We start from the raw sequence: 13,039 nt of genomic DNA, 5'->3' as shown, positions 1-13,039 counted from the left end.
TGGTTCAATTTATGAAACAATTGACCATCCCGCTTTGACCGAGGTTAAGGGTCACCAAAGCTGAAAATTCCACCCCGTGTGGTGTCAAGGGCAGAGCGCCATTGCAACGCCCATGCGTGAGCGGTCGGCGTTTGATCTGGTGGGTGGTGCGTGGCACACTAGTCTCAGTCGTCGCCCGTGCTTGCGGCCTCGAAACCCGATATGACATCCATCAACTCGCGGGTGATCGTCTCTTGCCGTTTGACGCGGTAGATCTGCATCAGGTCCGCGCGCCGCTCTTCGATATTGCGCTCGGCGCCCTGCATCGCCGCCAGCCGGGTGGCGTGTTCACTGGCCAGGGCCTCGGCCAGGGCGCGGTAGAGACTGACAAACAGCCGCTGCTGCACCAGCCACGACAAAAGCGCGGGTGGTGACATGCGGAAGAATGGCAGCCCCGGTCTGGGCCAAGGCGCATCAAGCAGTGATTTCAGATAGGCGTCTGGCAGCGGCAGCAACTGCCGCTCGACCGGCTTTGCCAGTGTGCGGCCCTCGCGCCGGTTATGTATCACCCGGATACGGCCAATCCCGTCCTCGCGCTGCCACCGGTCGCTTTGAACGATCACGGACTGCACCAGATCGGACAGGCCGGCCGCCGATCCGGGCAGGGTAAAGAGCGTGTCAACACCATGGCCCGCCGCCTCCAGCCGCGCCGCTGCGCGCAGGCCGATCACGGCCAGCAGCGTGTCGCGCTCCTCAATCCGGTCAAGCGCATGGCGCGTGACGGTCTCGTTATAGCGCCCGCACAGCCCCCGCTCGGAACCGATGACGATCAGCGCGGTGCGCGAGGAGTCCTCGCTGCCGGTCCGGGGCAAAGACAGGCCCCGATCACGGCGATCTTGCAGCAGCGCCGTCAGGCCCAGATCAATCGTCTGTGCATAATCGCCCAATGCCGCCTCGGCCTGCTCGAATTGCCGGATGCTGGCGGCTGACAAGGCCTTCATCGTGCGCACGATCGATTTTATGTCTCCGGCGGTGTCCAGCGCATCTGAGAGCGATTCAAGCGTCTGCATCACTGCCATCCTCGCCGGTGTCATCCAGTGCCGCGCGCATCACCTCGATCAGCGCCGCGCGGTGATCGTCGGTCAGGTTTTCACCTGCCTCGATCGCCTCGCAGATGTCGGGGCAGCGATCACGCACGGCCTGCTGCACGCTCTCTTCCGCCTTGGCCACATCCTTGGGTTCGATCTCGTCGAACAGACCTTCGGTCGCGGCCAGCAACGCTGCGATCTGTTCGGGCACCGCAAGATGATGCTGTTCGCGCTGTTTGAGCACCTCGCGCACCCGCAGGCCGCGCGTCAGTTTGCGCCGCGTCTCGTCATCCATCTGTGTGCCAAAGCGCGCGAAGGTCTCCAGCTCTTCGAATTGCGAATACATCAGCCGCAAATTGCCAGCGACCGCCCGAAACGCCGGAAGCTGCACCTTGCCGCCGACGCGGCTGACCGAGGCGCCGATATCCACCGCTGGCAGTTGGCCTTTCTCGAACAGATCCGGCGAGAGGTAGAGCTGACCGTCGGTGATCGAGATCAGGTTCGTCGGGATATAGGCCGAAATGTTCTGGGCCTGTGTCTCGATCACCGGCAGCGCGGTCAGCGACCCGCCGCCGTGTTCTTTGCGCAGATGGGTGGCGCGTTCCAGCAGACGCGAATGGATATAGAAGATATCACCGGGGTAGGCTTCGCGCCCCGGCGGACGCCGCAGCAGCAGCGAGAGTTGACGATAGGCCCGCGCATGGCGGGTAAGATCATCATAGACGATCAGCACATCGCGCCCTTGGGCCATGAACTGCTCGGCCATGGTGGTAGCAGCATAGGGGGCCACAAATTGCAGCCCCGGCGCGTCCTGACTGCTGGCCACGACGACGATGGTGCGCTGCATTGCATCATGATCGCGCAGGCTGCGCAGAACGCGCGCCACCGCTGACGCACGTTGCCCAACGGCGCAGTAGATCGAGATTACGCCGGTATCTGTCTGGTTGAGGATGGCATCGACGGCGATGGCCGTCTTGCCGGTCTGGCGATCCCCAAGGATCAACTCGCGCTGGCCGCGCCCGATGGGAATGGCGGCATCAACGGCCTTGATCCCGGTCTGTAGCGGCACGTTCACCGGGTCGCGGTGCATGATCGGTGGGGCGATCCGCTCGACCGGCATGCGTGCCTCGGCGTCGACGGCCCCCGCGTCATCCAGCGGCCGCCCAAGCGGATCCAGCACCCGGCCCAGCAATGCCTCGCCCACCGGCACATCCACCACCCGTTCGGTGCGATGCAGCCGGTCGCCGGGGCGCAGAGCACCAGTATTGCCCAGAACGATGACGCCAACGCGATCTTCGCGCAGGTTTGACGCGATGCCCATCAGCCCGCCCTCGAACGACAAAAGTTCGTTGGCGTGCAGATCGGTGAACCCCGCCACCTGCGCGACGCCGTTGCCGACCGACACCACATGCGCGACCTCGGTTGCCTCAAGGCGCGGCGCGATGGTTTCAACCGCCCTGTCCAGTGGATCGAACAGCGTGTCGCGTAGGGTTCTAAGCATTGTCACGCCACCTCACTGCTCATCCGTGGTCTGTTTGCGTCTGGCCGGGCTGGCGGTGTCCAGCAGCGCGTCAAGTTCGCGGTTCAGGCGCTTGAGGTGCCGCGCGGCCGACCATTCGACCGTCTGTTCGCCGATGGTCAGCCGCACACCAAGCAGCACCGCGTCATCCTCCTGATAATCCACCTCAATGTCGGTCTCGAATTGCTGGTGGATCGCGCGGGTGATCTTGCGCCGGGCCGCCGTATCCAGCGCAGTCGCGGTTTCCACCAGCGCCGGGTCGTCCGCGCCTTCGGCGGCGGCGGCCATCTTTTCGCGCGTGTCCACGCCAAGATCGTTCAGTTGGTCGACGAAGCCCTGTGCAATCCGGTCGTCCAACCCGCTTGCGGTGAACTCGGCCACCAGTTGGCCTGCGATGTCCAACACCTTGTGGCCGGCCTTGCGTTGCATGTCCTCAACGAAATCGGCGCGTTCTTCCTCTAGCATCTCGTGCCATGTCTCGCGTTTTTGCGCGACCTCGTCGCGGATCTCCTGCTCTAGTCGCTGCTTGAGGTCATCAGCCTCGACGCGGGCGTCTTCAAGCATTTCCTGCCGTGAGGCCTCAAGTTCTTTACGCTCTTTGCGCAGCTTCTCGGCCTCATCCTCCGCCTCCTTTCGGCGGGACTTGGCATCAGAAAGCCGTTCTTCGATCCGGGCCTCGCGTCGGGCCATGGCTTCGGTGATCGGACGATAAAGAAACCGTTGCAGCAGCCAGATAAGCACCAAGAAATTGGCGATCTGGGCGGCAACGGTCAGCCAGTCGATCTGCATGGGTCAGCCTCCACCGCCCAAGGCTGTCACATCGACAAACGGGTTCGCAAAGAGCAGGATCATCGACACGACGAAACAGTAGATCGCCGTCGATTCGATCATCGCAAGGCTGACGAAAAGCGTGCGCGTGATGGTGTTCGAGGCATCCGGTTGTTGCGCCAGCGCCTGCAGGGCTTGCGCGGCGGCGCGCCCCTCGGCCAGCGCTGGCCCGATCGAGCCGATGGCGATGGTCAGACCGGCCGTGATGATCGAGATTGTGGCGATCATTGTTGCAGGGTCCATGGTCAGTCTCCTTCTCGCGATGTGCGGGGGTGTTCTGTGTCAGGCGCGGGATCGTTCCGGTTTTGGGCCCGACTGGCAGAGGCGATATAAACCATCGCCAGAATGGCAAAGATATAAGCCTGAATCAGGCCGGTCAGCAGGCCCAACAACTGCATGAGGATCGGGAAAAAGAACGGGGCCACGCTAATCAGGATTCCCACGATCACTGTGCCGCTCATGACATTGCCATACAGCCGCACCGCCAGCGCAATGGTGCGCGACAGCTCGCTGATCAGATTGAAGGGCAGCATTAGCGGACTTGGCTGAAGGTAGGATTGCAGATAGCCGCGCAGCCCGCGCCGGGTGATCGAAAACAGCGGCACCGCGATCAGCACGCATATGGCCAGCGCCGCCGTGGTCGAGAGCGACCCGGTGGGCGGCTGGTATCCTGGCAGGATGGTCAGCAGATTGGCGGTGGCGATGAACAAGAATAGTGTGCCGATGAAGGGCAGGTATCGGGCTGGGTCCGCCGCGCCGACCTCGTCGATCTGATCGCGGATGGTGGTGACCACCACCTCCAGCATGACCTGCCAGCGCGACACGGTTTCGCCCTCGCTGAGCCGCGTGGTGATGGCCCATGACAACAGCACCAGAAGCGCCATGACGCCCCATGTGAACACGATGGTGGCATTGAGCCGCAGCCCGCGCCATTCGTAAAGAACCCAAGCGTCGGGACTTATTTCCATGGCGCGGGCTCCGGGTTTGCAGGTTTCACAAAACGCGTGGCGAGCAGCCGGACGGCGATGAACCCCAGCAGGGCAAGCGCAATCTCAACGGCGGTTGCGCCGGTCCATACCGCCAGCCAAAGCGCACCTACAAGCAAACCCGCCCGAAGTAGCCCCATAACCGCAAAGAGCCACATGCTATGCCCTGCGGTCAGCAGGCGCACCGCGCCCCATAACACGCCCATGTAAAGCAGCCCGAACGCGGCCCCGGCCAATATTGCAAGGCTCGCCGTCATGTCGTGCTCCCGGCTGCCGGGCGAAGCATCATCCCGACAATGGCCGGACCGATGATGCAGGTTGCAATGCTGGCCAGCACAGCGGCGTTGTAAAGGACTTGTGGCACCGCCCAAGGGCCCAGCGTCAACCCGAAGAGCATGACCAGCAGAAAAATTTCAGCGCGCGGCACCATGCTGAACCCGATCAGCGTGCCCTGCCGCCACCCCAGCATGGCCGCCGCAGGAAGACCCGCGCCCGAAAGCTTGCCAATCACGGCCATACCGGCAAGGGCAGCGGCCAGACCCATCCCCCCGATCAGCGCATTGAGATCGACCGAAAGCCCTATGGCCACAAAAAAGAACGGCCCGAACACAGTCAGCAAAAGACCGAATGCCTCGTCGATACTGCGCTCTGCGGGGTCGCGGCTGAACGCCAGCCCGGCAAAAAGCGCGCCAATGGCCATCGACAGCCCCATGACCTCGGCCATGGCGGCGATCACGAAGGCCGCGCCGGTCGCAAGAACAATCGGCCCGTGTGTTGGCGACAACTTGGCGAACCCGTCCGAAAGCGGCTTTTCCAGCCAGCGCGAGAACAGGTAGCAGGCGATGCTGAACAGGGCCGTCAGCAATAGCTGTATCGCCCCCGCTTTCAGCGCCGGGGCAAGGATTGCGGCCCCTTCGGGTTGTTGCAGCAGGGGGCCCACGGCAAACAACACGCTCAGCAGCACCACCGCCGACACGTCGTCAAGTTCCGCCGCATCCAACAGCAGGGCCCCTGTGTCGCTGTCAAGCGCGCCTGTCGCCTCCCATATCCCGGCAGAGACGCCGATGCTTGTCGCGCTTGCGGCAACACCTGTAAACAGTGCGGGGATTAGTCCCAGCCCCGGCCACACCACCACGAGGGCAAATGCGGCGGCCGCGCCAAGCACCATGTTGGGCAGCCAGATCAGCGCCGCGCGTCCAAGTTGCCGGCGCAACTTGTCCAGATCGCTCTCCAGCCCGATCCGAAACAACAGCACCACGATGCCGATCTTTGCAAGGAATGGCACCTGTTCGGTCAGCGTGTCTTTCGCGAGCCCCGACAGGGCAGAGCCAATCGACAAGGCCACACCAAGCATGATGAATCCGATCATGCTTGGCATCGAGACGCGGGCAAAGGCCGCGCGCATCGGGACAGCCAAGAGGCTAACCGCGCCCATAAGCAAGAGCATCGCGGCATGGTGCGCGCCGGTGTCAATCATCGCGCCCCTCCCGTTGCACCCAGAACCACGCGTTGAGCGCACCCAAGACGGCGCCCGCCAAAAGCAGCGCCAGCGTCCACGACGTTTCGCTGGGCCAGCGTCCGTCGATCCAGCGGCCAAGGGCGATTCCGACGATGATCGGCACGGCCACGGCCCAGCCAACAAGGCCGAACATGCCCAGCCCGCGCCATGCGCTTTGCTTGCGGCGCTTTCGGGCGTCCTGCATGCGGGCGGCCTTGCGGGCAATGGTCTTGGACTCGTCCTCGGGATCGCGGGTCATTGATGCACCCCCTGCAATTCGCGAAACCGGCGGATCATATGCGCCTCAAGTCGCGCCAGTGCCGAGCGCGCCGCGCGCTCTTCTTCTGTGTGGCGTCGGAATTCAGCCGCAACGCGCTTGCGCAGATGTCCGAGGTCGTCGCTTATGATCACGTCGCGCACGGCCACCATCACGGTTGGCCCGGCTTTTACCAAGGTTCCGGCATTCACCCCCACGAACTGTTCGCTGCCATTCTCGGTCTCGAAAACCAGAACCCCGGCCACCAGTTGCGTGACATGATCCATGTGCCGCGGCAGAATGCCAAAGACCCCGTCCGCGGCCTCTGCCACGATCCGGCGCACATGATCATGCCGCGTAACGTGTTCGGGGGTGATAATCTTAAGCTCCATCCGACCCCTCTTTGTCTTGCAGGTCGTCCACCGTGCCGATCATGTAGAAATCGGCTTCTTCGCGGTCCCCGAACTCTCCATCGAGAATACGCGCACAGCTTTTGACCGTGTCTTCCAACGCGACAAGGACACCGCTGGTGCCGGTCATTGCCTCGGTGGTGAAAAACGGCTGGGTCAGGAACCGTTCAAGCTGACGCGCCTGCCGCACGGTGGCGCGGTCCTTTTCCGACAACTCCTCGAGCCCGAGCATGGCGATGATGTCCTTTAGTTCCTCGTATTCGGCAAGCGTGTTGCGCACCGCACGGGCCACGCGGTAATGCTCGGGGCTGACCGTGCTGGGTGTCAGCATCCGCGAAAAGGATTGCAGCGGGTCGATGGCGGGATAAAGACCTTCGGACGCCTTCTTGCGCGACAGCACGATTGAGGCCGACAAATGCGAGAATGTATGCGTGGCGGCCGGATCGGTGAAATCATCGGCAGGCACATAAACCGCCTGTATGGAGGTCATCGCGGCACGGTCGGTCGAACAGATGCGCTCTTCAAGCTCGGCCAGTTCGGTGCCAAGCGTCGGCTGATATCCCACCCGGCTGGGCATCCGCCCCAAAAGCCCCGACACCTCGGAGCCTGCTTGCACGAAGCGAAAGATATTGTCGATCAGCACCAGCACATCGCGGCGCTGTTCATCGCGGAAATGTTCGGCCATGGTCAGCGCGGCGTGACCGACGCGAAAGCGCACGCCGGGGCTTTCGTTCATCTGGCCGAACACCATCACCGTGTTGTCCAGAACCCCGGCCTCTCCCATCTCGCGGTACAGCTCTTCTGCCTCGCGTGAGCGTTCGCCGATGCCGCAGAACAGGCAGACGCCTTCGTATTCGGCAACCATGTTGTGGATCATTTCGGTGATCAGAACGGTCTTGCCCACACCCGCCCCGCCGAAAAGCCCCGCCTTGCCGCCGCGTTCAAGCGGGCTGAGCAGGTCAATCGCCTTGATCCCGGTCTCAAAGATATCGCCTTCGACACGCCGCTCTGATAAAGGCACCGGATCGCGCAGGATCGGCTTGCGGGTGACATCCTCCAAGGGGGCGCCATCGTCGATGGTTTCGCCGAAGATGTTGAACATGCGCCCCAGCACCGCATCCCCCACCGGCATCTCGATCGGGCCGCCGGTGTCGCGCACACCTAGCCCCAACCGAAGATCTCCGGTCGGGTTCATCACCAGACCACGGGCGATGTCATGGGCGGGCAGTCCGGCCACCTCGATGGTGATTTCCGGATCGCTTTGGGTGACAAGACGCGATGCGATCATCGGCAGGCCATGCGTGAATCGGATTTCAGCGATACCGCCCTCGATGGCAACGATATGACCCAAGTCCTTATCCTGCGCTGGCATGTGCCACCTCCGATACTTGCCAGCTTAGGGTAATGCAACGGCGCTGGCCTTGGCCTTGATCGAAGTTAAGCCGATGTGGGTTGCGGAGGTTTCTTGGGGGTGATTGATACAAGTTAATGTGGATCGGCCTGACGCCCCTACAGTTTCAGATGGTCTGGAAATGCTCAGGAGCGACCATGTCTGATTCACCCGAAACGCCGCAGGAGTCAGAGGCCGACCTGCAATCGCGCTTTCCGACGGCCTACACGATTCTTTTCGCGCTGATCGTTCTGGTGGCGGCGCTGACCTGGATCATCCCCGCCGGACAATATGACCGCGAGATGAACGAGGAGGTCGGCCGCGAGGTCGCCGTGCCCGGCACCTACCAGACGGTCGAAAGCAATCCGCAAAACCTGATCGACGTTCTGCTGGCCCCGATTGGCGGGTTCTACGATCCCGACAGCTATGCGGCCAATGCCATCGACGTGGCGCTCTTTGTGCTGTTGCTGGGTGGGTTTCTCGGGGTGGTCAATGCCACCGGGTCCATCGACACCGGTATGCGATCCGCGATGCGCGCGATGGAGGGGCGCGAAATCTGGATGATCCCGATTTTGATGGCGCTCTTCGCCGCCGGTGGCACGACCTATGGCATGGCCGAGGAAACGCTGGCCTTCTACGCCATCCTTTTGCCGCTGGTGCTGCGGGCGGGCTACGATGCCGTGACCGGGGTCGCGATCATCTTGATTGGCGCGGGCATCGGCGTGCTTGGCTCTACCATCAACCCTTTTGCAACGATCATCGCCTCGGATGCAGCCTCGATCCCGTTCACCGATGGCATGATCCTGCGGTTTGTCATCCTGATCGGCGGGCTGGTGATCTGCGTGGCCTACGTGATGCGCTATGCCGCGCGGGTAAAGGCCGAACGCGCGGCATCGGTGGTGGCACGGCAATGGGACGCGCATGAGCGGCATTTCCTGAAAGGCAGCGGCGGCGAAACCGCCGAGGATAGCCTGACCGGCACGCAGAAGATCATCCTGATCCTGTTTGCGGCCACCTTCATCGTGATGATCTGGGGGGTGTCCAGCCAAGGCTGGTGGATGGCCAAGATGGGCGCGCTTTTCCTTGGTGCGGCGATCGTCACCGGGATCATTGGCCGTCTGGGCGAGAAGCGGCTGACCGGGGCCTTCCTTGATGGTGCGCGCGACCTTTTGGGCGTTGCGCTGATCATCGGGCTGGCCCGCGGCATCGTCGTGGTGATGGAGAACGGGCGCATCGCCGACACCATCCTGCATGCCTCGGCCGCCACGCTGGGCGAGATGTCCAATATCGCCTTCATCTCAACCATGTTCGGCATCGAGGTTGGCATGAGCTTTTTCGTGCCGTCCTCTTCGGGGCTGGCGGTTTTGTCGATGCCCATTCTGGCCCCGCTGGCCGATTTCGCCGGGGTCGGGCGCGATCTGGTGGTCACGGCCTATCAATCGGCCAACGGTCTGGTGAACCTGATCAATCCGACATTCGCGGTGGTGATCGGCGGGCTGGCCATCGGCCGGGTGCCTTATGACCGCTGGATCGTCTTCATCTGGCCGCTGCTGGTGATCCTGACGGTCTTCATCATGGGCGCGCTGGCGGTCAGCGCCACGATGGGAGGTGCCGGATGAGCGATCTTGAACTTGGCGTGCACTCCGAAACTGGTCGTCTGCGGCAGGTGATCGTCTGCAAACCCGGTCGCGCGCATCGGCGTCTGACGCCGCAGAACTGCGATGATCTGCTGTTTGACGATGTGTTCTGGGTGAAACAAGCGCAGAAAGACCATGATGTCTTTGCCGATCTGATGCGGGGCGAGGGGGTTGAGGTGCTGGATACCGGTGCCTTGCTGGGCGAGGTTCTGGACAGCCCAGAGGCGCGTGCCTGGGTGCTGGATCACCGGATTACGCCACAAGAGATCGGGGTTGGCATGCTCGACGATCTGCGCGCCTGGCTGGACGACCTGCCGGGCCATCGGCTGGCCGAATTCCTGATGGGTGGGCTGACGGTGGACGACCTGCCGTTCGAGCCTGCGGGCATGTTTGGGGCCTATCTGGGGCGGCTTGGCTTTGTGTTGCCGCCGCTGCCCAACACGCTTTTCACCCGCGACAACAGTGCTTGGATTTACTCGGGCGTGACCCTCAACCCGATGTATTGGCAGGCGCGACGCCCCGAAACGCTGCTGACCGCTGCGATCTACCGGTTTCACCCGAAATTCGCGGGCCGAGCCAAGGTGCTCTGGGGCGATCCGACGCGGGACTTTGGGCGCGCGACACTGGAAGGCGGCGACGTGATGCCAGTGGGCGGCGGGCTGGTCCTGATCGGCATGGGCGAGCGCACCTCGCCGCAGGCCGTGGGCCTGCTGGCCGAGGCGCTGTTCGATCAGGGCCGTGCGACCCGCGTGCTGGCCTGCCAGCTGCCAAAATCGCGCGCGGCGATGCATCTTGACACGGTGTTCACCTTTTGCGGCGGCGAGGTGGTGACCAGCTTTACCGAGGTCGCAGCCGAGATGAGTGTTTACGACCTGCATCCCGGGGAAGGCCGCCAGCCACTTGATATCCGCCGGATCGACCGTCCGCTCTTTGACGTTTTGGCCAAGGCGATGGGCTTTAAAAAGCTGACCGTCGTGCCAACCGGCGGCGCCGACACGTTCGAGGCGTCGCGCGAGCAGTGGAACGATGGCAACAACGTCTTGGCGCTGCGCCCCGGCCTCGTCGTCGGCTACGACCGCAATGACGACACCAATGCAGCATTGCGCGCCGAAGGCATCGAGGTGCTGGAGGCACCGGGCGCAGAGCTTGGCCGGGGTCGTGGCGGCGGGCGCTGCATGAGCTGCCCAACCATCCGTGATCCCGTATAGGAGGCACCCATGGCCTACAATCTCAAGAACCGTCACTTCCTGAGCCTGCGGGATTTCACGCCCGCCGAAATCGGTTTTCTGCTGAAGCTGTCGGCGGACCTCAAGGCCGCGAAATATGCCGGCACCGAACGCGAATTGCTAAAGGGCAAGGAGATCGCGTTGATCTTCGAAAAAGACAGCACCCGCACCCGTGCAGGCTTTGAGGTGGCCGCGCATGATCAGGGGGCGAATGTCACCTACCTTGGTCCCTCGGGCTCGCATATCGGGCGCAAAGAAACGGTGAAGGACACCGCCCGCGTGCTGGGCCGCATGTTCGACGGGATCGAATATCGTGGCTTTGGCCAGACGGTTGTTGAGGATCTGGCCAAACACGCCGGTGTGCCGGTCTGGAACGGGCTGACGGACGCGTTTCACCCGACACAGATCTTGGCCGATTTCCTGACCATGCAGGAACACGCGCAGAAACCGTGGCGCGAGATTGCCTTTACCTTCATGGGCGACGCCGCCAACAACATGGGCGACAGCCTGCTGATCGGCGGGGCCAAGATGGGGATGGATGTGCGGCTCTGTGCGCCGCGCGCCTGCTGGCCCGACAAGGCCATCGAGACCGAGGCGCGCAGCATCGCGCAGGAAACGGGCGCGAAGGTGCTGATCTCGGAGGACGTGGGCAAAGCTGCGCTCGGAGCGGATTTCATCTATACCGACGTTTGGGTGTCGATGGGTGAGCCCAAGGAGAAATGGGCCGAGCGGATTGAGTTGTTGAAGCCCTACCGGGTGACAGCGGATGTCATGCTGGGCACCGGCAATCCGCGCACGCGTTTCCTGCATTGCCTGCCCGCGTTTCACAACGCCGAGACCGAGATGGGCGCGCAGATCGAAAAGGAATTCGGTATCTCGGAAATGGAAGTGACCGACGAGGTGTTCGAAAGCCCGGCCTCCATCGTCTTCGATCAGGCCGAGAACCGGCTGCATACGATCAAGGCGGTCCTTGTCGCCACGTTGGGGGGCTAAGGCCATGCTTGTGGTGATCGCCCTTGGCGGCAATGCGCTGCTGCGCCGGGATCAAAGCCTGACCGCCGAAAACCAGCGCGAGAATGCCCGCATCGCGGCCCGTGCGCTGGCCGCGGTGGCGCGCGCCGGGCATGATCTGGTGATCACGCATGGCAACGGGCCGCAGGTTGGTCTGCTGGCCTTGCAAGGCATGGCTTACAAACCCGACGAGACCTATCCGCTTGATATGATGGGGGCCGAGACAGAAGGCATGATCGGCTACCTGATTGAACAAGAGCTTGAGAATGCTCTGAACCACGACCGCACGGTGGCCTCGTTGCTGACGCAGGTGCGTGTTGACCCGGACGATCCGGCCTTTGCCAGCCCGACGAAATTCGTCGGACCGGTCTATGACCACGACGAGGCCGAGCGCGTGGCAGACCGGCACAATTGGTCCATCGCGCAGGATGGCCAGACATGGCGCAGGGTCGTGCCGTCGCCCGCGCCGGTCGAGATCCCCGATCTCAAGGTGATCCGCCTGCTGTTGCTGCATGGCACCATCGTTATCTGCGCGGGCGGCGGCGGCATCCCGGTGATCGCAAACCCCGACGGGACGCTGACGGGGGTTGAAGCCGTGATTGACAAGGATGCAACCAGCGCCCTGCTTGCCGAGGGGCTGGGGGCTGACGCGCTGCTGCTGCTGACGGATGTTGACGGCATATATCGCAACTTTGGCGGCGACACGGCCACCCGGATCGACCGGCTGACACCCCAAGAGGCGCGCAAGCTTGATCTGCCCCAAGGGTCGATGGCCCCCAAGGCCGAGGCCGCAGCCCAGTTTGCAAACGGTGGATCATCGCGAGTTGCCGGGATCGGTCGGCTGGCAGACGCGCTTGCGATCCTTGAAGGGGACGCCGGAACACGCGTTATGGGGGCCGAACGCACCTGAACGACCGGCAACACGCAGAGCGCCCCCCACCAAAACCGCGGGCTGACGGGGTGTCAGATTGCCAATGATCCGGGCGTTTGTAATCGGCAGCTGACTTTTACCCAGCCGGAGCAGGAGAGTCGAAACCCACCCGATCGACCCACTGCAAACCCGCAGCCTCAAAAGACGTCAACATCATGATTTATGTAGGAAATACTAAGGTCACGACAGCGAGATCAGCAGATGTTGTCAACGGCGGAGTAAAACCCGACCAAAGGGCGGCGCAAAATTAGGCCACTTTGGGGTTGGGCGTGAAGGGCGC

14 protein-coding genes are annotated in these 13,039 nt (G+C 62.9%); 4 read left to right on the top strand and 10 right to left on the bottom strand.

The genetic code is table 11. From position 1 onward, the window contains the following. Positions 1-164 precede the first annotated feature (164 nt). Genes HAT86_RS13115 through atpD form a run of 10 tightly spaced genes read right to left on the bottom strand, consistent with a single transcriptional unit; the run spans position 165 to position 7,936 of the window. Entirely contained in the window at positions 165-1,049 is an 885-nt protein-coding gene (locus HAT86_RS13115) for a F0F1 ATP synthase subunit gamma (protein WP_167198553.1), read from the bottom strand. Next, positions 1,036-2,568: an alternate F1F0 ATPase, F1 subunit alpha gene (locus HAT86_RS13110; protein WP_167198549.1), complete on the bottom strand. Its 1,533-nt coding sequence runs from the start codon at positions 2,566-2,568 to the stop codon at positions 1,036-1,038. The genes HAT86_RS13115 and HAT86_RS13110 overlap by 14 nt, the downstream gene beginning before the upstream one ends. A 12-nt stretch (positions 2,569-2,580) precedes the next feature. After that, positions 2,581-3,375, bottom strand: coding sequence for a F0F1 ATP synthase subunit delta (locus HAT86_RS13105; protein WP_167198546.1), 795 nt, complete (start codon positions 3,373-3,375; stop codon positions 2,581-2,583). Between the two features lie 3 nt (positions 3,376-3,378). Continuing rightward, positions 3,379-3,657, bottom strand: a complete 279-nt coding sequence (locus HAT86_RS13100) for a F0F1 ATP synthase subunit C (protein ID WP_167198543.1) — start codon at positions 3,655-3,657, stop codon at positions 3,379-3,381. Between the two features lie 2 nt (positions 3,658-3,659). Then, a complete protein-coding gene (locus HAT86_RS13095) occupies positions 3,660-4,382 on the bottom strand; it encodes a F0F1 ATP synthase subunit A (RefSeq protein WP_167198540.1) in 723 nt (240 codons plus the stop codon). Further along, positions 4,373-4,657, bottom strand: a complete 285-nt coding sequence (locus tag HAT86_RS13090) for an N-ATPase subunit AtpR (protein ID WP_167198537.1) — start codon at positions 4,655-4,657, stop codon at positions 4,373-4,375. The genes HAT86_RS13095 and HAT86_RS13090 overlap by 10 nt, the downstream gene beginning before the upstream one ends. Further along, the gene (locus HAT86_RS13085) at positions 4,654-5,877 is read right to left on the bottom strand and encodes a cation:proton antiporter (RefSeq protein ID WP_167198533.1); all 1,224 of its coding nucleotides are present in this window, start codon (positions 5,875-5,877) and stop codon (positions 4,654-4,656) included. Before HAT86_RS13085 ends, HAT86_RS13090 begins: the two co-directional genes overlap by 4 nt. Further along, complete coding sequence (locus HAT86_RS13080; protein WP_167198530.1) at positions 5,870-6,157, bottom strand: AtpZ/AtpI family protein; 288 nt, start codon at positions 6,155-6,157, stop codon at positions 5,870-5,872. Before HAT86_RS13080 ends, HAT86_RS13085 begins: the two co-directional genes overlap by 8 nt. Continuing rightward, entirely contained in the window at positions 6,154-6,546 is a 393-nt protein-coding gene (locus tag HAT86_RS13075) for a F0F1 ATP synthase subunit epsilon (protein ID WP_167198527.1), read from the bottom strand. Before HAT86_RS13075 ends, HAT86_RS13080 begins: the two co-directional genes overlap by 4 nt. Continuing rightward, positions 6,536-7,936 (bottom strand): F0F1 ATP synthase subunit beta, encoded by a 1,401-nt coding sequence (gene atpD / locus HAT86_RS13070; protein WP_167198524.1) that lies wholly within the window; start codon positions 7,934-7,936, stop codon positions 6,536-6,538. Before atpD ends, HAT86_RS13075 begins: the two co-directional genes overlap by 11 nt. Before the next feature lie 176 nt (positions 7,937-8,112). On the opposite strand from atpD, the gene HAT86_RS13065 reads away from it, so the two are divergent. Genes HAT86_RS13065 through arcC form a run of 4 tightly spaced genes read left to right on the top strand, consistent with a single transcriptional unit; the run spans position 8,113 to position 12,738 of the window. Further along, entirely contained in the window at positions 8,113-9,573 is a 1,461-nt protein-coding gene (locus tag HAT86_RS13065) for a YfcC family protein (protein ID WP_167198520.1), read from the top strand. Then, positions 9,570-10,799 (top strand): arginine deiminase, encoded by a 1,230-nt coding sequence (locus HAT86_RS13060; protein WP_167198516.1) that lies wholly within the window; start codon positions 9,570-9,572, stop codon positions 10,797-10,799. The genes HAT86_RS13065 and HAT86_RS13060 overlap by 4 nt, the downstream gene beginning before the upstream one ends. Positions 10,800-10,808: 9 nt before the next feature. Continuing rightward, entirely contained in the window at positions 10,809-11,810 is a 1,002-nt protein-coding gene (gene argF, locus HAT86_RS13055) for an ornithine carbamoyltransferase (RefSeq protein WP_167198513.1), read from the top strand. Positions 11,811-11,814: 4 nt separating this feature from the next. Then, the gene (arcC, locus tag HAT86_RS13050; protein WP_167198510.1) at positions 11,815-12,738 is read left to right on the top strand and encodes a carbamate kinase; all 924 of its coding nucleotides are present in this window, start codon (positions 11,815-11,817) and stop codon (positions 12,736-12,738) included. Positions 12,739-13,039: the final 301 nt, after the last annotated feature.

Source organism: Roseovarius gahaiensis, assembly GCF_011601345.1.
Taxonomy (GTDB): Bacteria; Pseudomonadota; Alphaproteobacteria; order Rhodobacterales; family Rhodobacteraceae; genus Roseovarius; species Roseovarius gahaiensis.
Note: the sequence above shows the minus strand (reverse complement) of the source record. Positions and strands in the feature narration are given on the sequence as shown.